This is a genomic window from Streptomyces sp. NPDC093261, assembly GCF_044753645.1.
In the GTDB taxonomy this organism is placed as follows: Bacteria; Actinomycetota; Actinomycetes; order Streptomycetales; family Streptomycetaceae; genus Streptomyces.
The window spans coordinates 598,146-620,761 of record NZ_JBIVNO010000001.1 but is presented as its reverse complement, the minus strand read 5'-3'; the positions used below and the strand labels follow the sequence as shown (position 1 = coordinate 620,761).

At 71.7% G+C, this 22,616-nt stretch carries 19 protein-coding genes and 4 pseudogenes; 9 read left to right on the top strand and 14 right to left on the bottom strand.

What is annotated here, in order from left to right; all coding sequences use genetic code 11:
• Positions 1–12: 12 nt before the first annotated feature.
• From ACIP94_RS02855 to ACIP94_RS02845, 3 genes and pseudogenes are all read right to left on the bottom strand, one after another.
• Positions 13–301 (bottom strand): annotated as a pseudogene (locus ACIP94_RS02855) (hypothetical protein); the annotation flags it as partial.
• Positions 302–519: 218 nt separating this feature from the next.
• Positions 520–1,008: pseudogene (locus ACIP94_RS02850) on the bottom strand (alkaline phosphatase family protein); the annotation flags it as partial.
• A gap of 51 nt (positions 1,009–1,059) precedes the next feature.
• Complete coding sequence (locus tag ACIP94_RS02845; protein WP_402418562.1) at positions 1,060–1,611, bottom strand: hypothetical protein; 552 nt, start codon at positions 1,609–1,611, stop codon at positions 1,060–1,062.
• Positions 1,612–2,188: 577 nt separating this feature from the next.
• Here ACIP94_RS02845 and ACIP94_RS02840 point away from each other — a divergent pair.
• Positions 2,189–2,770, top strand: a complete 582-nt coding sequence (locus tag ACIP94_RS02840) for a TMEM165/GDT1 family protein (protein WP_402418560.1) — start codon at positions 2,189–2,191, stop codon at positions 2,768–2,770.
• A gap of 210 nt (positions 2,771–2,980) precedes the next feature.
• On the top strand, positions 2,981–3,646 hold the full coding sequence (locus tag ACIP94_RS02835; protein WP_402418557.1) for an HAD-IA family hydrolase: 666 nt from the start codon (positions 2,981–2,983) through the stop codon (positions 3,644–3,646).
• Between the two features lie 213 nt (positions 3,647–3,859).
• Here the strand turns inward: ACIP94_RS02835 and ACIP94_RS02830 are convergent, their stop codons facing one another.
• Complete coding sequence (locus ACIP94_RS02830) at positions 3,860–4,552, bottom strand: peptidoglycan-binding protein (protein WP_402418554.1); 693 nt, start codon at positions 4,550–4,552, stop codon at positions 3,860–3,862.
• A gap of 570 nt (positions 4,553–5,122) precedes the next feature.
• Between ACIP94_RS02830 and ACIP94_RS02825 the strand changes: the two genes are divergently transcribed.
• The gene (locus ACIP94_RS02825) at positions 5,123–7,264 is read left to right on the top strand and encodes a DHA2 family efflux MFS transporter permease subunit (RefSeq protein ID WP_402418551.1); all 2,142 of its coding nucleotides are present in this window, start codon (positions 5,123–5,125) and stop codon (positions 7,262–7,264) included.
• Here the strand turns inward: ACIP94_RS02825 and ACIP94_RS02820 are convergent.
• Positions 7,261–7,619: pseudogene (locus ACIP94_RS02820) on the bottom strand (GNAT family N-acetyltransferase); the annotation flags it as partial. The gene ACIP94_RS02825 and the pseudogene ACIP94_RS02820 sit on opposite strands and share 4 nt — an antisense overlap.
• A 125-nt stretch (positions 7,620–7,744) precedes the next feature.
• On the opposite strand from ACIP94_RS02820, the gene ACIP94_RS02815 reads away from it, so the two are divergent.
• Positions 7,745–8,422: a hypothetical protein gene (locus ACIP94_RS02815; protein ID WP_402418549.1), complete on the top strand. Its 678-nt coding sequence runs from the start codon at positions 7,745–7,747 to the stop codon at positions 8,420–8,422.
• Positions 8,423–8,427: 5 nt separating this feature from the next.
• Positions 8,428–9,045 carry a hypothetical protein gene (locus ACIP94_RS02810; RefSeq protein WP_402418546.1) on the top strand — a complete coding sequence of 206 codons (618 nt, stop codon included), beginning with the start codon at positions 8,428–8,430 and terminating at the stop codon, positions 9,043–9,045.
• Between the two features lie 113 nt (positions 9,046–9,158).
• On the opposite strand, the gene ACIP94_RS02805 is transcribed toward ACIP94_RS02810, so the two are convergent.
• A complete protein-coding gene (locus tag ACIP94_RS02805; protein WP_402418544.1) occupies positions 9,159–9,578 on the bottom strand; it encodes a DUF1992 domain-containing protein in 420 nt (139 codons plus the stop codon).
• Positions 9,579–9,697: 119 nt separating this feature from the next.
• Here ACIP94_RS02805 and ACIP94_RS02800 point away from each other — a divergent pair, with 119 nt between their 5' ends.
• The gene (locus ACIP94_RS02800; protein ID WP_402418541.1) at positions 9,698–10,093 is read left to right on the top strand and encodes a hypothetical protein; all 396 of its coding nucleotides are present in this window, start codon (positions 9,698–9,700) and stop codon (positions 10,091–10,093) included.
• Between the two features lie 40 nt (positions 10,094–10,133).
• Here ACIP94_RS02800 and ACIP94_RS02795 read toward each other — a convergent pair whose 3' ends face one another.
• Positions 10,134–10,808, bottom strand: coding sequence for an O-methyltransferase (locus ACIP94_RS02795; protein ID WP_402418538.1), 675 nt, complete (start codon positions 10,806–10,808; stop codon positions 10,134–10,136).
• A gap of 250 nt (positions 10,809–11,058) precedes the next feature.
• Positions 11,059–12,429, bottom strand: coding sequence for a glycine betaine/L-proline transporter ProP (gene proP / locus ACIP94_RS02790; protein ID WP_402420334.1), 1,371 nt, complete (start codon positions 12,427–12,429; stop codon positions 11,059–11,061).
• Positions 12,430–12,827: 398 nt separating this feature from the next.
• On the opposite strand from proP, the gene ACIP94_RS02785 reads away from it, so the two are divergent.
• Positions 12,828–14,882 (top strand): bifunctional glycosyltransferase 87/phosphatase PAP2 family protein, encoded by a 2,055-nt coding sequence (locus ACIP94_RS02785; protein ID WP_402418535.1) that lies wholly within the window; start codon positions 12,828–12,830, stop codon positions 14,880–14,882.
• On the opposite strand, the pseudogene ACIP94_RS02780 reads toward ACIP94_RS02785, so the two are convergent.
• Together ACIP94_RS02780 and ACIP94_RS02775 are read right to left on the bottom strand one after the other, a co-directional pair.
• Positions 14,842–16,467: pseudogene (locus tag ACIP94_RS02780) on the bottom strand (hypothetical protein); the annotation flags it as partial. The gene ACIP94_RS02785 and the pseudogene ACIP94_RS02780 overlap by 41 nt on opposite strands.
• Positions 16,468–16,723: 256 nt before the next feature.
• A complete protein-coding gene (locus ACIP94_RS02775; RefSeq protein ID WP_402418532.1) occupies positions 16,724–17,959 on the bottom strand; it encodes a cytochrome P450 in 1,236 nt (411 codons plus the stop codon).
• Positions 17,960–18,214: 255 nt separating this feature from the next.
• On the opposite strand from ACIP94_RS02775, the gene ACIP94_RS02770 reads away from it, so the two are divergent.
• Complete coding sequence (locus tag ACIP94_RS02770; protein ID WP_402418529.1) at positions 18,215–19,384, top strand: steroid 3-ketoacyl-CoA thiolase; 1,170 nt, start codon at positions 18,215–18,217, stop codon at positions 19,382–19,384.
• 52 nt (positions 19,385–19,436) lie between these two features.
• Here ACIP94_RS02770 and ACIP94_RS02765 read toward each other — a convergent pair whose 3' ends face one another.
• A complete protein-coding gene (locus ACIP94_RS02765; protein ID WP_402418526.1) occupies positions 19,437–19,712 on the bottom strand; it encodes a DUF397 domain-containing protein in 276 nt (91 codons plus the stop codon).
• Complete coding sequence (locus ACIP94_RS02760) at positions 19,672–20,520, bottom strand: helix-turn-helix domain-containing protein (protein WP_402418523.1); 849 nt, start codon at positions 20,518–20,520, stop codon at positions 19,672–19,674. Before ACIP94_RS02760 ends, ACIP94_RS02765 begins: the two co-directional genes overlap by 41 nt.
• Before the next feature lie 222 nt (positions 20,521–20,742).
• Between ACIP94_RS02760 and ACIP94_RS02755 the strand changes: the two genes are divergently transcribed.
• Positions 20,743–21,030 carry an ATP-binding protein gene (locus tag ACIP94_RS02755; protein WP_402418520.1) on the top strand — a complete coding sequence of 96 codons (288 nt, stop codon included), beginning with the start codon at positions 20,743–20,745 and terminating at the stop codon, positions 21,028–21,030.
• Positions 21,031–21,106: 76 nt separating this feature from the next.
• Here ACIP94_RS02755 and ACIP94_RS02750 read toward each other — a convergent pair whose 3' ends face one another.
• The gene (locus tag ACIP94_RS02750) at positions 21,107–21,523 is read right to left on the bottom strand and encodes a transglycosylase SLT domain-containing protein (protein ID WP_402418517.1); all 417 of its coding nucleotides are present in this window, start codon (positions 21,521–21,523) and stop codon (positions 21,107–21,109) included.
• A gap of 433 nt (positions 21,524–21,956) precedes the next feature.
• Positions 21,957–22,520 (bottom strand): DoxX family protein, encoded by a 564-nt coding sequence (locus ACIP94_RS02745; RefSeq protein ID WP_402418514.1) that lies wholly within the window; start codon positions 22,518–22,520, stop codon positions 21,957–21,959.
• Positions 22,521–22,616 lie beyond the last annotated feature (96 nt).

Here is a 22,616-nt window from a genome sequence, read left to right as displayed (position 1 = left end):
CTGGGCGCCAGGTTAGGTGAACCTAACCTTGCTTGCAACTTCAACATTCGGTCCCGGTTCCGCTCCACCGACGCGCCCCCGGACCCCTGGCGCCGGTTCCGCTTCCGTCGTGGCCGCACGCAGGGCCGCGCGCGCCACCGCGTCCGACAACGTCACCGAGTCCACACCCGGCCGGGCCCCCCGCCGCGGTCACCCAGCGCATGCCCTCCGTGGACACTCCGAACGCGAACCGGCCCGGATGCGCCGTGCCCTGACAATGGATCAGACGGTACGGGCGCGGTGTGACAAGGGTGCGGCCCGTGGACAGCGTGAGCGTCTGGCCGCCGCCGGGGGCGTCCCGCAGGCGTGTCACCCGGGCGGTGTGCACCTCCACCCGTATCGTCTCCGGCGCGCCGGGCGACCCTCGTACGTCCCTTGTACGTCCCTCATCAGGAGGTCAGGACGCCTCCTCCACGGTCGCGAGACGGGCCGTTCCGTCCCCGGCCGGGCGGGCCCGGACGGCCCGCAGCGCGGGCTGAACGCCCGCGCAGCGTCAGCGTCATGAGCCTGTGCGACGAGGCCCGCCAGTGCCGTGAACGACTCCGGGAAGGCGGATCGGTGCTCCAAGTCGCCCTGCCGCCGCAGGTGTTCGCCGAAGCGGGCCCGGCGGGCGCCGCGTACGCCGCGGCACAGGTGGGCGTTCCATGTCTCGGCGTCATGGACGAGGTGGGGAAGGAGCAGGGCGGCGAGGTGCGTACCGGGAGGTGGTCGCAGCCGCCCCGGGCGCCGAGCAGGTGCTCCTCGGACCACTCCTGCTCCGCCGGCTCCGACATCGCCCGGCCGCCTTCGTCGAGGACGCGCGCCGCCCGGGAGTCCACCATCACGATCCGGACGAGCCCGATGTCACGGCGGTGGCTTCAGCGGACGGTGGTGGGGTGGGCGTCGGCCTGGGCGGCGTACGCGCGCAGGACGTCCGTGCCGTCCGGGGTCGCGTACGGCGGCGCGGAGCGGGTCCGCGGCCAGGGGCGCGGCTCCGGCGGGTGACGCCCGGCGTCGGGTGCCACCCGCCAGTGCCTTGTTTCAGCCGATACCGGTGACCTGCAGTGCGGTGGTCCAGTTGTTCCTGATGGCGGAGCGTGCGGCCGACAGGGTGATCCGGCCGTCGCACACGGCGTTCTTGAGCTTGGTCTCGACGCCGTCCTTGGAGTAGGCGGTCTGGCTGCCGTAGTGCGGCTCGGGCCACAGGTTCGCCGGGTCCTTCGGGGCACCCCCGAGTTCCAGAGGCACGAGGTGGTCTTCCTCGTAGTCGGACATATTGGTGTCCGAGTAGCCGTAATCGGTGATGCCCTGGGCCTTGAGAGCGTTGGTGTAGCTGGTGGAGGGGCGGACGGTGCTGGTCCAGCCGGAGACACAGATCGTGGAGCCGATGGTCGACTGCGTCACGTCCGGGTTGTAGGAACCGGGGGTGCAGTAGGAGTCGGGCAGCGGCAGGTAGGCGTGGGAGCAGGTGCTGGCCTGCGCGGTGCCGGCACTGACGCCGAGGATGAGGCCGCTGATCGCCAGGGAGAGGGCGGAAGCGGCGGCAGTGGATATTCGGGCGACGGAGCGCATGAGGTTCTCCTGTGGGGTCATGGGCATGACATGCGGGGAGCGGGGAGTCGGGGAGTTGCTCTTGCCGTGTCGGGCTGGTCGTCGTCGATCCGATGTGCTCGCGCGTGGGCGGCCTGCCGCCCATGGCCTGAAATGGGGATTCAGGCGACCTGGGGGCCCGCGGGTACGTTGAGGCGTCGACGCGCGTAGACCTTGGGCATGCGAACTCCCGTGCGGGGTTGGGGGGTTGGGGCGCGAACCAGGACATGGTCGCGAGGGGTCGTTGCGGGAAGATGTGTCTTCGGTAAGAAGCTAATGACGTGCGCATGACGCAACAAGGGGTGTGACGTGACTTACGGGCCCCGCGATCCCGCCCGGCGGTCGCGTAGCATGGAGGGCGCAGAAGGGGAGTAGCTCTTCGCCGGACCGTCGACACACTGCTCAGCACGTCTGAGCCGGCGCCCGGGGGCGGGTCCTCGTCACAGGACCGGCCAGCGAGACCTTCGGCAAGCAGTGCACGCTCGTGCCCTACGGCATGGGTGAACCGTGTGCTGCCGTGCCGAGGTGTCCGCGCAGATCACGCACTCTCGGCGGGGCAGCCCCGACCGATTGAGGAATCTTGATCAGCATCACCGTCCTGGCGCTCGTCTTCGGCGTCATCTTCCTGGCCGAGCTGCCGGACAAGACGGCCCTCGCCGGGCTCGTCCTCGGCACGCGCTACCGCGCCTCGTACGTCTTCGCCGGTGTCTCCGCCGCCTTCCTGCTCCATGTCGTGCTCGCCGTCGCGGCGGGCAGCCTGCTGACGCTGCTGCCGCGGCAGATCGTGCACGGGATCACCGGCGTGCTCTTCCTCGGTGGTGCCGCCGTACTGCTGCTGAAGAAGGACGAGGACGACGAGGAGATCCGCCGGCCGGAGAACCAGAGCTTCTGGAAGGTGTTCTCGACGGGCTTCATGCTGATCCTCGTCGCCGAGTGCGGCGACCTCACCCAGATCATGACCGCGAACCTCGCCGCGCGGTACAACGACCCGCTGTCCGTGGGCCTCGGCGCGGTGCTCGGCCTGTGGGCGGTCGCGGGGCTCGGCATCGTCGGCGGCAAGGCGCTGATGAAGAGGGTGCCGCTGCAGCTGATCACGAAAATCGCGGCGCTGCTGATGCTCGGGCTCGGGGTGTGGAGCCTGTTCGAGGCCGTGGTGGCGTGACGACTCCCGCGGCGGAGCCGGAGGCGATGGCCGGCCGGTGAACGTCCGATGGCGGGGTTCCGAAGGCTTCGCGGGGCCGGTGGCGTGATGGCGACTCGTTTTGTACCGTGGAGGAACAAAGTGGCTCCCGCCCACTTCCCCTGACCGGTGGGCGGGGCCGCCTTGTCCCCTGGGGGCGTACCCGGCTCCCTCCCCGCGCCTTGGAGAGCCATGCCGATGACGGCCACGACCGTTCTCACCGCCCACGCCCTGCTGCTGGACATGGACGGCACCCTCGTCAATTCCGATGCCGTCGTGGAGCGGTGCTGGCGGCGGTGGGCCGACCGGCACGGGCTGGACGGCGACGAGGTCATGAAGGTCGTGCACGGCCGCCAGGGTCACGCCTCGATGGCCGTACTGCTGCCCGACCGTCCCATGGAGCAGAACCACGCCGACAACGCCCGCATGCTCGCCGAGGAGACCGCCGACATGGACGGGGTGGTCGAGGTTCCCGGCGCCGCCGCGTTCCTCGCCTCCCTCGCCGGGCTGCCGCATGCCCTCGTGACCTCGGCGGACGTGGCGCTGTCCACCGCGCGCATGGCCGCCGCGGGGCTGCCCCTGCCGGAGCTGCGGATCACCGCCGAGTGCGTGGGCGCGAGCAAGCCGGACCCCGAGGGGTTCCTCAAGGCGGCCGCCGACCTGGGCGTCGAGCCGGGCGACTGTGTGGTCTTCGAGGACTCCGGCGCGGGCATCGCCGCGGGGCGCGCCGCCGGGATGCGGGTGATCGGCGTCGGCCCCCGGGCCGGGCTGCACCGTCCCGACGCACTGGTCCGGGACCTCACGCAGGTACGCGTGAAGGCCACTCCGGAGGGTGAGATCCGGCTGCACATCGGCTGACGCGGGGAGCGGGCCGGCTGCCCGGGTGGTGGTCCGGGCCGGCTGCCCGGGGCGCTCGCCGGTAATCCTCGTCGGTGGTCCTCGCCCGTGGTCCGGGCGCTCGCCGGTAATCCTCGTCGGTGGTCCTCGCCCGTGGTTCGGGCGCTCGCCGGTAATACTCGTCGACGGCCCGGCGCCGGGGGTCCGGCCGGTGCCTCCCGCCGACGGCCACTGTCAGGGCTTGTCCGCCCCCGCCCCCGTCCCAGCCCCCGTCCCCTTCCCAGCCCCCGCCCCCGTCCCGGTCTCCGACTCCAGCTCCGCCTTCGTCTGCGGCCCGTACACCCCCGGATCGTCCTGGGTGATGCCGCGGGCGATCTGGTACCTGCGGACCGCGAACTCCACCTGGCCGTCGTACACGCCGTTGACGACGCCGGTGTAGAGGTTGAGTTGCCGCAGCCGCAGTTGCAGCTCATCCACCCCGGGGCCCTCGTCGCCGGGGCGCAGCACCTGGACCGGGTACTGCTGGCCGCCGCCGCCCGGGCTCCGCGAGGCGGTGGCGGTCGCCGTCCGGCTCGGGGCCGGGGAGGCGGACGGGGGCACCGACGCGCTCGACCGCGAGAGGGAGGGCGTGGGGCTGGTGCTCGGCGACGGGGCCGTAGGCGTCGTGGGCGGCGGTGCGACCGTGGACTCCGGTGCGGAGGTCCCGCCCTGGGACGACTTTTCGGGGACGCTCGCGCGGATGTCCCCGGGCAGTGCGCCGTCCCGCTGCGGCGGATGGTACGAGAGCAGCCCCCCGACGAACGCCGCCGCGGCGACCGTGACCGCGCCACCGGAGGCGAGCAGCACGGTACGCCGCCGACGCCGGGGCGGCTCCTGCCCGGAGGCGTCGGCCGCCGGTACGACGCCGAGCCGCACCGTCTCGTCCACGGCGCCCCCGCACTGCCCCGCCCCGGCCGCCGGGAGCCGTGTGGTCCGGTCGACCGACCCTTCGTACCCCTCCGATACCCCCGGACGGCGCAACGTCCCGTCCGGCGTGCCCACTTCCGCGTCCTCGCGTGCCGCGCCCCCCGCCGCCTCCCGGGAAGACCCCCTGCCGGCCGACGTACCCTCCGGCCCCACCGGTGTGTCCCCCAGGTCCACATACGGCCGAATCAGCAGCGGATCGAAGTCCCCCGCCGCTGCCGCCTGTGCCGTCCGCGCGTCCCTGAGCGCGTCGGACGCCCGCCGGGTGCATCCGCACGACGGCGCCCCGTCCGGCCGCCGTGGTGCCTCGCACTCCGGGCAGCCCCGTCCGTTCGATCCGCTCACGCGTGGGTCCCCTCCCCGCCGAATTCCAGAGATTATGCAGATCTCCCTCACGGAATCTCCCGGGAGCCCCCGGAACCTCCTCCTCCCATCGGGACTCAACAGGCCATAACCGGCCGCACCGCCCACGATGGGAGGGACGATGGACGAGAGTCCCGGAGGTCGACGACCCTCCACGGGAGGAGGCTCTTCATGAGCAGCGACGCGCAGGACAGGACGGGAGAGGCTGCGGAGGTGACGGACGCGGCGGACGCGCCCGAGACGGAGTCACCCGGCGGCCCCGGCGGCCCGTTCGGCGGGCCCCGCACCATGCCCGGCGACGAGAGCGTGCACGGCAGCGTCCTGGTCTCCATCGGCGCGCTGCTGCTGGGCATGTTCCTGGCGGCCCTCGACCAGACGATCGTGGCGACCGCGCTGCCCACCATCGTCAGCGACCTCGGCGGTCTGGAGCATCTGTCGTGGGTGGTCACGGCCTATCTGCTGGCCTCGACCGCGGCGACTCCGCTGTGGGGCAAGCTCGGTGACCAGTACGGCCGCAAGAAGCTGTTCCAGGGCGCGATCGTGATCTTCCTGGCCGGCTCCGCGCTGTGCGGCATGGCACAGAACATGCCCGAGCTGATCGCCTTCCGGGCCGTCCAGGGACTGGGCGGCGGCGGGCTCATGGTGCTGTCGATGGCGATCGTCGGCGATATCGTCCCGCCCCGGGAGCGGGGCCGCTACCAGGGGCTCTTCGGCGCCGTCTTCGGTACGACGAGCGTGCTCGGGCCGCTCCTCGGCGGACTGTTCACCCAGCATCTGAGCTGGCGCTGGGTGTTCTACGTCAATCTGCCCGTCGGAATCGTCGCCCTCGTCGTGATCGCGGCCGTCCTGCGCATGCCGAGGAAGCCGGAGCGGCATGTCATCGACTACCCGGGCACGTTCCTCATCGCCGCCGTCGCCACCTGTCTGGTCCTGATCGCCTCGCTCGGCGGCACCACCTGGGCCTGGGGCTCACCGCAGATCACGGGCCTGGCGGTCCTCGGTGCGGTCCTGCTCGTCGTCTTCCTGTTCGTGGAGCGCCGGGCGGCCGAACCCGTTCTGCCGCTGAGGCTCTTCCGCGTCCGCACCTTCTCGCTCTCCGCCGTCATCAGCTTCATCGTCGGCTTCGCGATGTTCGGTGGGATGACCTACCTGCCGACCTTCCTCCAGGTCGTCCACGGCATCAGTCCCACCCTGTCCGGGGTGCACATGCTGCCGATGGTGGCCGGGATGCTGCTGTCGTCCACCGGCTCCGGCCAGATCGTCAGCCGTACCGGCCGCTGGAAGGTCTTCCCGGTCGTGGGCACCGCGGTCACCATGATCGGCCTGCTTCTGCTGCACCAGCTCGACGAGTTCAGCGGCACCGCCGAGATGAGCGTCTACTTCTTCGTCTTCGGACTGGGGCTCGGCCTGGTCATGCAGGTCCTGGTGCTGATCGTGCAGAACTCCGTCAGCTACCAGGACCTGGGCGTCGCCACCTCCGGCGCCACCTTCTTCCGCTCCATCGGCGCCTCCTTCGGGGTGGCCGTCTTCGGTGCGATCTTCGCGAGCCGCCTGGGCGGCGAGCTGGCGGCGGCGCTCGCCGGACGCCCCCTCCCGGCGGGCATCACCGCCGACGCCCTGAAGGCCGATCCGCGCGGCATCGCCGCTCTGCCGGCCACCGTGCGGCCCGCCGTCCTGCACGCGTTCGCCTCCTCCATCACCGACGTCTTCCTCTACGCCGCCCCGGTCGCCCTTCTCGGCTTCGTCCTGTCGTGGTTCCTGCGCGAGGACAGGCTGCGCGGTTCGGTGACGGCGCCCGACGTGACGGAGACGCTGGCGAGCAACCCGGTGGAGCGTTCGTCGTACGACGAGGTGTGCCGGGCGCTGTCCGTCCTCGGTTCACGCGAGGGGCGGCGCGAGATCTACCAGAAGATCACCCTGCGGGCGGGCTACGACCTGCTGCCCGGGGCGAGCTGGCTGCTGCTGCGGACCAAGAAGTACGGCTGGGCCGAGCCGGCGATCCTCGCCGAGCGCAGCATGGTCCCGCTGAACGTGATCCTCCAGGCCGCCCGGCAGGTGGAGGAGCGGGGTCTCGCGGTGCGCGAGGGGCTCGACCTGCTGCTCACCGAGCGGGGCCGGGAGGTCGCCGAGCGGCTGTACGAGGCCCGTGAGGAGTCCCTGGCCGAGCTGCTCGGCGACTGGTGGGGGCCGGACCGCCCGACCGACCTGAGCAGCCTGGTCAAGGAGCTGAACGCCGAGATGTGCGGCTGCGACGCGGAACGCCCGCACGACCGTACGGGCCCGAGGACGAGAACGCCCGGACGGCCCCTCTAGACCCCGGATCCGTGCTCCTCCGGGAGCGGGGCCAGCCGCTTGCCGAACCAGTGGTCCGCGTACGGCTCGTCGTTGTGCGGCTCGGTCTCGACATACCCCATCCGCCGTGCGCCGAGCGCCCGCGCGTGCTCCTCCGCGGCGGTCACGAGGAGCCGGGCCCCGCCCCTGCCGCGCATGTCCCCGCCCAGGAAGACCGCTTGAGCTCGGCCGTGGCCGGGTCCGTCAGCCGTACGCCCGCGGTCCCCGCCGGCCGGCCCCCGTATCCCGCCACCAGCAGCACTCCGCCGGGCGGCGCCGGATCGGCGCCGGTCTCGGCGGCGATCGCGCGCTCCAGCTCGTCGGGGTCGGTTGTTCGCGCCGTGACGCACGCTCGGTGAGGGCGCCGGGCGCCCTCCGGTCGCGTGTGGCTCGTTTGGCGGCCGTCCTGCGGGCAACCCGGCCGGAAGACGGCCCGCCGGGCCGGGAGAACGGAAGGCATCCATGTCCACTGGCCTGATCATCGCTTTGATCGTGATCGTGATCGTGGCGGCCGTCGTCGCGGGCGCGGCCGCCCTCGCCCCGCGTGCCCGGGGTGCGCGAGGGGGGCGGGGGCTGAGGCGCCGCTTCGGGCCCGAGTACGAGCGCACCGTGGCCCGGCACGATGGGGACGCCAGGGCCGCCGAGCGGGAACTCACCGAACGGCTGAAGAAGTACGGCTCGCTGCGGGAGCAGCCCCTCGAACCGGCCGAGCGCGAGCGGTACACGGCGCGCTGGACGGCCGCCCAGGAGCGTTTCGTCGACTCACCGAGGGACGCGGTGGCGGAGGCGGACCGGCTGCTCGCCGAGCTGGCGGGCGCGCTGGGCTTCCCCGACGGCGGGCGCTACGAGGAGCAGTTGGACGCGCTGTCCGTGCACCACGCCGACCATGTTCACGGCTACCGCCGGCTGCACCGTGTGGCCCAGCCCCCGGTCGGCGGAGCCGACGACGGCCGCGCGGGCACGGAGGAGATGCGGGAGGCCCTGCTGGAGGCCCGTGTGCTCTTCGAGGACCTCGTCGTCCCCGCGCGCCGGCAGCGGGCCGGGGCCGGCACGGACACGGCCGGGCACGCCGCCGGGCGCGCCGAGGGGCCGTCCCGTCTTCCGTGGGGCTTCCATCGGCAGCATGCGAAGGGGAGTTGAGGGTGATGACTGATCGGATAGCGGGCGGGGGCGACGAACGCCGGGCCGAGGGGGAGATGCCTCCCGAGCGAGCCGGGCGACGGGACACCGCCGATGTGCGGTCCGAGGGGATCGCGCGCCGCAGGGACTTGGGGCCGGAGGGGACCGATCCCCGGGACGCCGCCGATGTGCGGCCCGCGGGCGTCGGGTACCGGGAGGAGGCCGACATGCGGTCCGAGGAGACGTATCGCGAGGCCGCCGGCCTGAGCCCGGAGGGGGCCCGGTACCGGGAGAGTGCCCATCCGGGAGCGGCCGGGTCGCGGGAGTCCGGGGCGTTCCGGCCGGAGGGCGCTCCGGGACAGATACGGCTGCTGCCGCGGGAGGAGTGCGAGCGGTTCGCGCAGCGCCTGCAGCACGCCATCGGCGAGTTCGTCGACGAGCCGAGGGACGCCGTCCAGGAGGCCGACCGGGTGGCGCAGGAGGTCGTCGCACGGCTCTCGGAGGCCGTGGCCTCGCGGCGGCGGACCCTGAAGGCGTCATGGCAGGACGCGGGCGACGACGCACACGCCGGCGCCGACACCGAACAGCTCCGGCTCGCCCTGCGCGACTACCGCGTGACCGTCGAGCGGCTGCTGAATCTGTGAGGCGCCGGCCGTAAGGCCGAAGGAGGCCGCCCGGTGGAGGCGGGGCCGGACCCGGACCATGTTTCCGGGGCCGGCCCCGCTCGGCATACGGCCCGGTGAGCGGCCGTCGGGACTCAGTCCGCTCCCCGGGAGCCCGACCGGCGCTCGTGCCACTGCCGTACGACCTCCTCGACGTCGTACGGCTTGAGGCCGAGCGGCGGGCCCGGCGGGGGCTTGAACATCATGTCGCGGATCTTCGCATTGAGGTCCTCGACCATGCGGCGTACCACCCGCTCGGACGGGGCCGCCGCGGCCGCGAGGAGCGTGTCCTCGGCTTCCTTGCGCAGGGCCAGCGTCGGCGGCAGGACCGCGAGGCCCTCGCGGAGCATCTTGCGCTTGATCCACCACAGTTCGTCGTACACCGTGTCGGTGACCGAGGCCGAGGGTTCGCCCGCGCCGGGGAGGTTCGCGAATTCTCCGCGCTCCTGGGCATCCCGGATCTGTTTGTCGACGAAAGACTCGAAGCTGGCGCCGGGTGGCTTGCGCTCGGTCATGGGTCCATTGTGCCGGACGTCACCCGACGCGGCGATCGGGCGAATTATCATTCCGCCGCGGAACGCCAACCGGGCTCGCCCGCAGGACACTTGTACCGCCGCACTCAGGAGGAGCGCACGTGCTCGAACTCACCATGGCCTCGGTCTCCGCGGCGGACGCCGGGGTGACGGCCGGCATGCTGATGGCCGACGCGCCCAGCGACCCCGGCACCGTGCTGCGGGTGGGCAGGGACGCGTCCGTGTGCCGGCTGGTGACGCCGGACGACTGGCTGTTCGTCTCGCGCGTCCACCTGGAGTTCCTGTGCGGCCCGGAGGGCGACTGGCAGGTGAGCTGGCTGCGCGGCTCCCTGGCCGAGCCGTCCTCCGAGGTGGCGCTGGCCCTGGCGGGACAGCCCGCCCAGGCCCTGCCCTACGGCGGCACGGTCCCGCTCCCGCGCGGCGGCTCGGGCGAACTGGTCATCCACGACCGCACCGCGCCGCGCAGCGTGAACGTGGGCTTCTACCACGAGGCGTAGGCCACGGGGCTCGAGGGATCCGTCCGCCTCGTCAGGCCCGTCAGTCCACGACCCGCGCCAGCGCGAACCCGTCGTGCCCCTTGCTGCCCACCGTCTGCACCGCCGTCGCGTTCAACCTGGGGTGGACGGCCATCAGTTCGAGCGCGGCGCGGGTGCCCTGCACGCTCGGGTCGTCGCTGTCCGTCTCGGTGACCCGGCCGCTGCGCACGACGTTGTCGAGGACGATCAGGCTGCCGGGGCGGGTCAGCTTGACGGCCCATTCGACATAGTGCGCGTTGTTGGCCTTGTCCGCGTCGATGAAGACCAGGTCGAACGGGTCCGGGTGCTCCTCGGCCAGCTTCGGCAGCGACTCCAGCGCGGGGCCGACGCGGACCTCGGCGATCCCGTCCAGACCCGCCCGGGACAGGTTGCGGCGGGCGACCTCCGCGTGCTTGGCGCTGTACTCCAGTGTGATCAGCCGGCCGTCCGCGGGCAGCGCGCGGCCCAGCCAGATGGTGCTGTACCCGCCGAGCGTGCCGATCTCCAGGATGCGGCGGGCACCCTGGAGCTGGGCGAGGAGCTGGAGCAGCTTCCCCTGGTTCGGTGCGACGTTGATGGGTGGGAGTCCGGCCGCCTCGCTGTCCCGCAGGGCCGCGGCGAGCACCTCGTCGGTGGGGGAGAGAAGGGTGGTGAAGTACGCGTCCACGTCGTCCCAGAGCTCTTGCGCTGTGCTCATGCACCGTCCCTTTCCCGGGTCTGGTTAGGTCGTCTAACTAGCCTCCCTAACGAATATAGCCGGGGCGGGGTGCGCTGTCAGCGGATACAAGGCGACGGGGCGCCGAGGGTCAGCCGATCGGGGGATCGGCGGAAAGCCTGGAGACGGGGGAGCGCGCGCCCCCGTCGCTGCGGGAGAGCGCGCGCTCCGGAACCCGATTCGGTGCCGGTGTCGGTGCGGGTGTCGGCGCCGGCTGTCGGCCGTCGGCGCGTCAGCGGTCCGTGCGCTCCACCGAGGGAGCCGATCCCGGCAGCGGGCGGCCCGCCGACTCCGCCATGAACCACACCGAGGCGCCGCCGATCACGGCCGCCGCCATCATGTAGTAGGCGGGCATCATCATGTTCCCGGTCGCGCCGATCAGCGCCGTCACCACCAGCGGGGTGGTACCGCCGAACAGCGACACGGAGACGTTGAAGCCGATCGAGAGCGAGCCGTAGCGGACCCGGGTCGGGAAGAGGGCGGGGAGCGCCGCCGGCATCGCCGCCGTGAAGCAGACCAGCAGCAGCCCCAGCGCGCCCATGCCGAGCGCCACCGCGAGAAGGCTGCCCTGGCGGATCAGCAGCACCGCCGGGATCGACAGGAACAGGAAACCGGCACAGCCCGCGGCGATCACCGGGCGGCGGCCGATCCGGTCCGTCAGCGCGCCCGCGAACGGCTGCACCACCATCATCAGCGCCATCACGCCGAGCACGACCAGCAGCCCGTGGGTCTCGTCGTACTTCAGCTCACTGGTGAGATAGCTCGGCATGTACGACAGCAGCATGTAGTCGGTGACGTTGAAGACGAGTACCAGGCCCATGCACAGCAGCAGCGCCTTCCACTGTCCGGTGATCATCTCGCGCAGCGGCACCTTGGGGCGCTCCGCCTCGGCCTTGGCCACCTCCGCCGCGAACGCCGGCGTCTCCTCCAGCCGCATCCGCAGATACAGGCCGATGATCCCCATCGGACCCGCGATCAGGAACGGGATGCGCCAGCCCCAGGCCACCAGGTCGTCGGTGGACAGCAGCGCCGTCATCAGGGTGACCAGGCCCGCGCCGCCGATGTACCCGGCGAGCGTGCCGAACTCCAGCCAGCTCCCGAGGAAGCCGCGCTTCTTGTCGGGCGCGTACTCGGCGATGAACGTGGACGCGCCCGCGTACTCACCGCCGGTCGAGAAGCCCTGGACCAGACGGGCCGCCAGCAGCAGCACCGGCGCGCCGACGCCGATCACCGCGTAGGACGGGATCAGGCCGATCGCGAAGGTGCCGACCGCCATCATGATCATGGTGAGGGCGAGCACCTTCTGCCGCCCGATCCGGTCGCCGAGCGGGCCGAAGACCATGCCGCCGAGGGGGCGGACGAGGAAGGCCGCGGCGAAGGCGCCGAACGTCGACAGCAGCTGCGCCGTGGCGTTGCCGGACGGGAAGAAGACCTTGCCCAGCGTCACGGCGATGTAGCTGTAGACGCCGAAGTCGAACCACTCCATCGCGTTGCCGAGCGCGGCGGCCTTCACGGCGCGCCTGACCAGCGCGGGGTCGGTGACGGTGGGCCCGGGGCGGGCCGGGGACACGGGTGCGGTGGGTGGTGCGACGGTCGTCAAGATTCCGCTCGCCTGCCTTTCGACGGGGACAGGGACAGGGCCCGGGTACGGCGGGCCCGTGGACCCCCACGGTGACGGGCCCAAAAGTGACCATAGGGGTACGTGTCGGCCTTACGGACGGCGACGGGCCGGTCCCGGAGTGTGGCCAAACGCGGTCTACGCAGGGGTGACGGCGCGCTCGCGAGCGGCCGGATGCCGTCACCTTTGTGATCCATCTCGCGTACCGCGGAGGGAACCGGATCGGCCACCCGGCTATCGTCATGCGGACAAAAGGCTGGCGGACCTCAGATGAAGAGGGGGTTGCCGGGGTCTCATGAGGGGGTCTGCGAACCTCATAGAGTCCGGACAGGTGCATACGAACAGGATGAACGGGACGCACGGGGCGGGAGGGCCGACGGGGCGTGGCGAATGTGGAGCACAGCGGGCAGGTGGCCGGTGCCTTCGGAGCGGGGACCCCGCAGCAGGCGAAGGTGCGGCTGAGAGCGGCCCGGGTGGCTCTCTGGCTGATCGTCGCCGTCCTCGGAGTACGACAGATGGCCGTCGTCCTCGGTACCCCCCGGGGCGACCGGCTGACGGACCTGGAGACCTGGGTCGGCCCGCACGGGGTCCTGCATGTGAACGGGTCGCTGTACGACTCGACGCGGTTCACGGGTACGCCGTTCGCCGGCCTCGTCCTCAAGCCCCTCACCCGGGCGGCCGAGCAGGCCCTCGGCTGGGGCTGGACCTTCGGCACGCTGCTCCTGGTCGTCGCGCTCGGCCTGATCGTCGCCCGCGCCCTGCCCCAGCCGGTGACCCGGCGCAGCGCGCTGCTCGCCGCCCCTGTGGCGATCAGTCTGCTGATGCTGTCGCTGCCGGTGCGCAACACCCTCTATCTCGGCCAGACCAGCATCATCCCGGTGCTCCTGGTCCTGCTGGGCTGCTTCGTCGTGCGCGGGGAGCGGGCCGGGGGCCTGCTGATCGGCCTCGGCGCCGCACTCCAGCCGACCGTGCTGCTGTTCGCGCCCCTGCTGTGGTGCACCGGCCGCCGTCGCGCCGCCGCCTCCACCGCCGGCACCTTCGCCGTGTGCACCGTGCTCGCCTGGGCCGCGATGCCGCACGACTCCTCCACCTACTGGGTGCACCACCTGGCCGGAACCGGACTCGGCGGCAAGGCCGGCGACCACACCAACCAGTCCCTGCACGGCGCCCTGCTCAGGCTCGGCCTGTCCGGGCCGCTGGAGATCGGCCTGTTCCTCTTCCTGGGCGCCGCCGTCGCGATCGTAGGGCTGCGCCGCGCGATCCGGTACGCGCGGGACGGGCAGCTGCTGCTCGCCGTCGCGGTCACCGGCTGCGTCGCGGTCGCCGTCTCGCCCACGAGCTGGCAGCACCAGCTTCTGTGGGTGCTGCTCGCGGCGGTCGGCCGGGTCGGTACCAGGGTCTCGGACCGGTATGTCTGGCCGGTCGCCGTCGTCCTGGTGATGACGCTGCCCGCGAAGACGATGGTGCCGAACATGACGGTGGTCGAGCCGCTGCGCGACAACCCGGTGCTGCTGGCGGCCCTCGCCGCGGCCACCTTCGTCCCGTTCCTGTCCCGCGCCTCCCCGTCCTACCGGGTCCCCGTCCCCACGGAATACGCGCCGCACACTCCCGCCCGCCGGCGGTGCGTCCCCCTCCTGCCGTTTCCGCGCCGGGTCCTCACCCGCCCCAACCTGCTGCTGGAACTGCTGCTGATCCGCGTCACCTACGCCGCCTACTCCCAGGTCCGGCTCGCGGCGACCGGCGACGACAGCGCGGCGGGCCGGGCCACCGCCGAGCACCACGGCGACCGGATCCTCCGCCTCGAGCGCTTCCTCGGCATCGACATCGAGCACGGCGTCAACCACGCCCTCGCCAAGGTCGGCTGGCTGCGCGGCTTCTTCGACTTCTACTACGAGTCCTTCCACTTCCTGATCCCGCTGTCCGTCCTCGCCGTGCTCTACCGGCGCCGCCCGGCCGACTACCGGTGGGCGCGCTCGGTGCTCGGTCTCGCCACCTTCGTCGCCCTGGTCGGCTTCTGGCTCTACCCGCTGGCCCCGCCCCGCCTGATGCCGCACCTCGGCATCATCGACACCGTGCACGGCGTCCAGGACTTCTCCAAGCCGGACTACGGCACCCTGACCGCGGTGACGAACCAGTACGCCGCGATGCCCTCGCTGCACTTCGGCTGGTCCCTGTGGTGCGGGCTGACCATCGCGGTCCTCGCGCCCCGGTGGTGGATGAAGGTCCTCGGTCTGCTGCACCCGCTCTTCACGGTCTCGGCGATCGTGGCGACCGGCAACCACTGGGTGCTGGACGCCGTCGGCGGCGCGGCCGTCGTCGGAGCGGGCTTCGCACTCGCCCGTCTGCTCCAGGGGCCGCGCGCCCGGGCGGCGGACGTTCCCCCGCGGACGCAGGTCCGCACCCTCCCCGCCGGGATGAAGGCCCGTACTCCGAGCTGATCCGGTAGACGCCCGGCGCGGTGACCGTCAGCCGCGTGAACTCGCCGTCGCGGGCGAGGCAGCCTCCGCCGTCGGCGTGCAGCCACGGCGAGTGGGCGACCCGCACGCTGGTGGTCCCGGGCCGCGTCATCCGTACGTCCACCTCGGCGCTCGTCGTGCGCAGGACCGTCGCGGGTGCCGTCACCAGCGGCACCGCGTCACGCACCCGGTACACCCTCCAGTGCGCGTCCCGCCACACCGGCTCCAGCCAGTCCGGGCGGTGCTCGCGTACGAGCCGCGCCTCCTCCTCGGCGTACCCGTCCGGCTCGGCCAGGGGCAGGACGACGAACCCGACCGCCCAGCGGTCCAGCCACCGGCGGTAGGAGGCCGCCGAGAACGTGCCGTCGTAGAACAGCCGGCCGCGCTCCATGTCGAGCTGCCGGTTCCAGCCGCGCGCGAGGTTCAGATGCGGGGCGAGGACGGTGGCCTCACGGTGGTTTCGCGCCGGAACGGCCTCCACCCGGGCCCGGTCCGCGCCGAGCCCGTCGAGGGCCCGCAGTACCCCGCCGGTGTCCGCCGCCCAGGCCGGCACGGTGGTGGAGACCCTCAGGTCGCCCGCCGTCTTGCGGCCCACCCAGGTGACGGAGAAGACCAGCGCGGCGACCAGCAGAACCCGCCGGAGTCCCCGCAGCCGGGGCTCGGCCGGCAGCATCGCCAGCAGCACGGCGGGCGCGAACAGTTCCGCGAGCCGCTCGGCGTTCGTCCCGACCGGGGAGGGGATCAGGTACGCGAGCACGGGCCCGGCCGCGTACACGGCCCCGCTCCGGCGTGCGACACGCCAGCCCCGCGGTGCCAGGACCGTCACGGCCAGCCCCAGCACCGCCGGCTGCCAGATGCGGTCCGCCGGCATCAACTGCTCCCCGGTGAAGGGGAACAGCAGGGTGGTCGTGGCGACCACCGCGCACGGCGGCGCCAGCAGCGCCAGGGCGCGCCTCCAGTCCCGTACGCACAGGAAGCCGGCCCCCGGCACCGCCAGGAACAGACCGGCCACCGGGCTCGCCATGGTCGCGAGCGCCGCGTACACCGCCGCCGGGACGAGCCGCCGCTGCCCGGTCAGCAGCACACAGCCCGCCAGCCCGAAGGCGACGCCGAGCGCGAACGTGGTGCGGCCCGAGGCCACATCGCACCACAGCGCCAGCGAGGCGAGCAGCGCCGGACCGAGCGGCCGCCGCACCCCGGCGCGCACGATCAGCACCGCGGCCAGCCAGGAGGAGGCCACCCCGGAGACCACGGTCACGGTGCGCACACCGAGGGCGGCCATCAGATAGGGGGAGATCAGGCTGTAGTCGGCGGTGTGCATCCCGCCGTACCAGGAGAGGTCGTACGCCGATCCGCCGTGTTCGGCCGCGAACCGGGCCCATGCCTCCTGGGCCGCGAGGTCGCCTCCTCCGGTGGCGAGGAACAGCCACCACAGCGCGTACAGCGGCAGGGTGGCGAGCGTGGCGAGGAGCGGGGTCCGATGCCGGGTCCCGAACGCCCGAAGGGAACGGACGCGGGGAGCGGCGGTGTCCTCGGACCGGACCGGCACGAGTTCGGCAGGGATCACGGGCGCGCTTCCGTTCGACGTCTTCGGCGAGGGCGGTCGCGAGGGCGAAGCTGCTCGGCGATCGCGAGGGCAGGGCGACTGTGCCTCTGGGAAGACGTCGAGGGGAAGAGGGACGTTCACCCGTGCGGGGGGCTTGTGCGCCGTACGGGGCGTATGAGGGAGGCAGGGGCGGGGCGTAGGGGACTGCCCCTGCCTCCCACGGGACGGGCCGGCGGCGCCGGGAGGCCGGCGGCCCGCGTCTGTGGTTCCGCGCGGGTCAGCCCGCGGTCACCTGGAGTTCCTTCACCCCGTTGATCCAGGCGGAACGCAGCCGGCGCGGGTCGCCGGCCTCCCGGATGCCCGGCATGGTGTCGGCGATCGCGCCGAAGATGAGGTCGATCTCCAGGACGGCCAGGGACTTCCCGAGGCAGTAGTGCGGGCCTCCACCGCCGAACCCGAGGTGCGGATTGGGGTCCCGGGTGATGTCGAAGACGTCCGGGTCGGCGAAGACCTCGGGGTCGTGGTTGGCCGAGGAGTAGAAGAGACCGACCCGGTCTCCCTTCCGGATCCGCTTGCCGCCCAGTTCGGTGTCCTGGGTGGCGGTGCGCTGGAAGGAGACCACCGGGGTCGCCCAGCGGACGATCTCCTCCGCGGCGGTCGACGGGCGCTCCCGCTTGTACAGCTCCCACTGGCCGGGGTGGGTGAGGAAGGCGTGCATGCCGTGCGTGATGGCGTTGCGGGTGGTCTCGTTGCCCGCGACGGCCAGCATCAGGACGAAGAAGCCGAACTCGTCGGAGGCGAGATTGCCCTCGTCCTCGGCCGCCACCAGTGTGCTCACGATGTCCCTCGCCGGGCACTGCTTGCGCTCGGCGGCCATGTTCATGGCGTACGCGATGATCTCCGCGGCGGACTGGGCGCCGACCTCCTCGGTGACGGCGTACTCCGGGTCGTCGTACGAGATCATCCGGTTGGACCAGTCGAAGATCTTCGCCCGGTCCTCCTGCGGGACGCCGATCAGTTCGGCGATGGCCTGGAGCGGCAGCTCACAGGCGACCTGGGTGACGAAGTCGAAGGGGCCCCGGTGCGCGCGGGCCTTGTCCACGATGGCGCGCGCCCGGGCGCGCAGCCGCTCCTCCAGCGCGCGGATGGCCCGCGGGGTGAAGCCGCGCTGGACGATCTGGCGGACCCGGGTGTGCTCGGGCGGGTCCATGTTCAAGAGGATGAGCCGCTGGGCCTCGATTCTGTCGCGTTCGATGTGCTCGTTGAAACGGATGATCGCCGTGTTCAGGTACGAGGAGAAGATCTCCGGGTGCGTGGAGGCGTACTTGACGTCCGCGTGCCGGGTGACGGCCCAGTAGCCGTCGTCCGCGAAACCGGCCACACCATGCGGCTGGGGGATCCAGCGGACCGGTTCCGCCCGGCGCAGCCCGGCGAACTCCGGCAGGGGCACACGGTGGTGCAGCACGTCCGGGTCGGTGAAGTCGAACCCGTCGGGCAGCGCGGGACAGGGCATGGGACCCACCCTTCTGACGGCCCATCAGGAATTGCCGTGAAGGTAGTAACGGGTTCTACAAGTCGCAAGGGGCGCCGCACATCCAATTGCGTGCGAAACTCATGCAGATCACGACTTCGGCGACTGCACGACTCTTGCGGCCCGGGAGTCCGGGTCAGCAGACTGCAAGCAGAACTAGAACGCGTACTAGTTCTGCGTGGCGGGTGGCCGGGACGCCCGCGCCGCGCGGGTGACCGAGGAGAGGACAAACCCCCCATGGCCGCGGAACCCGTGATAGTCGAAGCCGTTCGCACCCCCATCGGCAAGCGCGGCGGCGCGCTCGCCAATCTGCATCCCGCCTATCTGCTGGGCGAGACCTACCGCGAACTCCTCGGCCGCACCGGCATCCCCGCCGACTGCGTCGAGCAGATCGTCGGCGGCACGGTGACGCACGCCGGCGAGCAGTCGATGAACCCCGCGCGCACGGCGTGGCTCACCGTGGGGCTGCCGTACGAGACCGCGGCGACGACCGTCGACTGCCAGTGCGGCTCCTCCCAGCAGGCCGCGCACATGGTGGCCAACATGGTGGCGGCGGGCGTCATCGACGTCGGGATCAGCTGCGGTGTCGAGGCCATGTCGCGGGTGCCGCTCGGCTCCGGATCCAAACACGGCCCCGGCAAGCCGTTCCCGGACGAGTGGAACGTGGACCTGCCGAACCAGTTCGAGGCGGCCGAGCGGATCGCCCGCCACCGGGGGCTGACCCGGGAGAACGTCGACGCGCTCGGGCTGATCTCCCAGGAGCGCGCGGCGGTCGCCTGGTCCGAGGAGCGGTTCAAGCGCGAGACGTTCGCCGTCCAGGTGCCGACGACCGAGGAGGAGCAGCGCGCCGGTCAGGGCATGTGGCGGCTGGTCGACCGGGACGAGGGCCCGCGCGACACCTCGCTCGAGGCGCTGGCGGGACTCAAGCCGATCATGCCGACGGCGGTGCACACGGCGGGCAACTCCTCGCAGATCTCGGACGGCGCGGCGGCCCTGATGTGGGCGTCGAAGCGGATGGCGCGCGCCCTGAAGCTGAGGCCCCGGGCGCGGATCGTGGCGCAGGCGCTGGTGGGCGCGGACCCGCACTTCCACCTCGACGGCCCGATCGACGCGACGAAGGCGGTTCTCGGGAAGTCCGGGATGTCGCTGAGGGACATCGACCTGGTGGAGATCAACGAGGCGTTCGCCTCGGTGGTGTTGAGCTGGGCGAAGGTCTTCGACCAGGACCTGGAGAAGGTCAACGTGAACGGCGGTGCGATCGCCCTCGGCCACCCGGTCGGGGCGACCGGCGCCCGGCTGATCACGACGGCGCTGCACGAACTGGAGCGAACGGACAAGGAGTTCGCCCTGATCACGATGTGCGCGGGCGGCGGCCTGGCCACGGGAACGATCATCCAACGGCTTTAGGGGGCGGCGGACGTGGGCCACGAGTGTCCCTGGCCCACATCCTCCCTCCAGGTCAGCGTGCGGCTGCGGCCCAGCCGACGAAGGTGGCGAACGCGGCGGGCGGGAAGGCGAGTACCGGGCCGGCGGGGGTCTTGGAGTCCCGTACGGCCACGGTGGCGCACGGGGTCTCGGCGATCTCTACGCACTCGCCGCCCTGATCGCCGCTGTACGACGACTTGCGCCAGGCGAGGCCGCCGAGGGGTGCGCATTCGACGCAGGAGCCTCCCTGGTCCCCGCTGTAGCTGGACTTACGCCACTGGATCCCCGCCAGAGTCGCATTGCTCTCCATAGCGTTCCTCCATTACGCGCCGGATCAGCTCCGCCGAGTCTCTGAGGGAGAGTGCGGCGGCCTGAAGATGATCGTAACGGAGCGAGCAGTCTTTGACGGTGTCCGGATTAGCAGTCGGATGTCCGCTGCCGTAGCCCTCGGTGTAGACGATGTCCGGATCGTTCGTGAAGCGGAAGAGGTCGAACGAGCCTTGCAGGCCCGCATGCGCTCCAGCCGAGAATGGCAGTACTTGTACGTTGATCCGCGGATTGCCCTCGAACGCAACCAGGCGCGCCAGTTGATTCCGCATAACGCCTGGGCCACCGGTCGCCTGGTGCAGTGCGGCCTCACTGATCACCGCCCAGAAGACCGGCGGTCCGCCCTTCTCGAAGATGCGCTGCCGCGCCAGGCGGGCGGCGACACGGTCGTCGAGGTCGGCTTGCTCCAGGGCGCCCAGGACGGCGCGCGCGTACCCCTTCGTCTGGAGTAAGCCGTGCACCAGGTGCGTATGGAAGGTGAAGATCTCCCCAGCTCGTGCCTCCAACTCCGCCACCTGTTGAAACCACGCCGGTAACTGACTCCGCATCACCAGCCCGACCAGCCGCGAAAGCAACCCACCCGTACCCAGCGCCGCATCCACCCGTTCGCTGAACTCCGCCGTCGGCAGCTTTCTGGCCGTTTCGATCTGGCCGACCAGCGAACCGGTGTAGTTGATGATGTCCCCGAGCTGCCTTTGGGTCAGCCCCGCGGCCTCCCGGTGGCGGCGCAGTTCGAACCCGTAGTAGTCGAGCGGTGAGGCGCCCGGGTCGAGGACGTTGATGTGGGTCACGTGGAGCCCCCTCTCGCGACAACCCGGTCCACAGCGGCACCGGTTGTATCCCGTCTGTAGCGCAGCGTAGTCGCGGCAGGTCAACCTTGTGCCGTGAACGACTACATTCCCCCCGCGCTGTTAGAGCCCCGCCCCACCCGGTACCGCATGCGCCTCACCGTCGGCGAGCATTCGGCGCGGCACATCCGGCGCGTCGTCCGCTCGTTCCTGTGTGAATGGGGGATGGCTGAGTTGGCCGATGCCGCTGAGCTGGGCGTGTCCGAGCTGGTCGCCAACGTCGTACGCCATGTGCCGGACCGGCGGTGCACGGTGCTGGTGCTGCGGCAGACGGAGGGGGTGAGAGTGGAGGTGACCGACGGGTTCTCCGCGCCTGTGTCGGCCCGGACCGAGGTGCCGGAGGACTCTGAGGGCGGTCGCGGGCTCCTTCTGCTGGACGCGGTGGTCGACAAGTGGGGCGTGGAGAGCGAACCCTCGGGCGGCAAGACCGTGTGGTTCGAGTGCCGCACCTGAGCGGGGAGGCGAACGCGCCGAAGGCGGTGACCCCGGATCGGGGTCACCGCCTTCGCAGTCACTGCGTTCGGCTCTGTCAGTACCAGTGGTGGGTGGACCAGAAGTTCCACGCGGCGGCGGGGCTGCCGTAGCGGGAGTTCATGTAGTTCAGACCCCACTTGATCTGGGTGGCCGGGTTCGTCTTCCAGTCGGCACCGGCGGACGCCATCTTGGAGCCCGGCAGCGCCTGGACCAGGCCGTAGGCACCGGAGGAGGCGTTGGTGGCGTGGACGTTCCAGCCGCTCTCGTGGGAGACGATCTTGTTGAACGCGGCGAACTGCGTGGCGTCCGGGATCATCTGGTGCGCGATCGCCTGAGCGTTGGAGGCCGAAGCGGGGGTGGCGGCCTGAGCGGGCGCCGAGGTCATCGCCAGGCCGGCCGCGGCAGCGGCGAGGGCGGTGGCGGCGACGGCCTTCTTCGGGGAGGCGATGCGGCGGATGAAGGAGACGGACACAGAGAAACCTCATTCGTTGGGGACGGGGAGTCGCAGACATGCCGGAACCACGCGGAGGCGGTGGGGGTATGCACCGGCGCCGCGACCCGGTGGGTTCGTGGCGCCCTGCGACGTCATCCAGAGAAGCAGGTGGAAAACCTGTCCGCAATGCCCCCTTTTACTAGTTGTGGCCGCATCCGCGAGTAAGGCCCCCTGTGTGACGTGGGTCTCAATGCGCAGGTCAGGGGGCTCATTGATGGGTGCATGGCGGCGGTTTGACCTACGGCCCCGCGTCGTAGGTGACGGTGGTCACGTGGGGCTCGTCACGGTTTGGGTGACGGAATGGGTATAGCGGGTATACGGGGAGAAACCGGGCAGTGTGAGCCAGGCCGCATGCGCGGAGGGTGGGATGTGACCGGCGTCGCACGCGTAACGTGCCGTGAGCCGGGCCCCGTCACAGGCTGAGTGTGATCGCGGCGCCGATGCCGCCGAGGCCGAGGGCGAACGCGGCCGGGACCCAGCCGCCCCTGGCCCAGGGAAAGAACCGGTCGAACGACAGCCGGCCGGGCCCGAGGGCGGCCACGGCGAGGGCGACGGCGGCGATGCCGATGCTGTACTCCATGCCGCCTTCCGTCTCCCACAGGCCATGGGCGGAGGTGACGGTGGCCATGGCGTTGATCATCACGCCGATCAGGGCGGCGGAGGCGAGCGGGGTGAGCAGCCCGAGAGCCAGGCCGAGGCCGCCGAGGAACTCGGAGAGACCGCCGACCAGGGCGAAGACCGTGCCCGGATGGAAACCGAGGGAGGCGAAATAGTCGCCGGTGGCCGTCAGGCCCTCGCCTCCGAAGATTCCGAACAGCTTCCGGGCGCCATGCCCGGCCATCAGCAGTCCGAAGACCAGTCTGAGGAGCAGGAGTCCCCCGTCGCCGGCCCAGGAATGCGGCCAGGGCCTGCGATATGCCGCCGGTTCTGCCGGTTCCGTGGGCGCCGACGGCCGATCCGGGTTGTTCGTCGCCATCTGACTGCTCCGCTACAGGCGCCGTGGCGGGCGCTGACTTCAGCCTTTCGCGGATGCCCCGGTCACGCACCTCGGCTTCGGCGGCGACACGGCGCG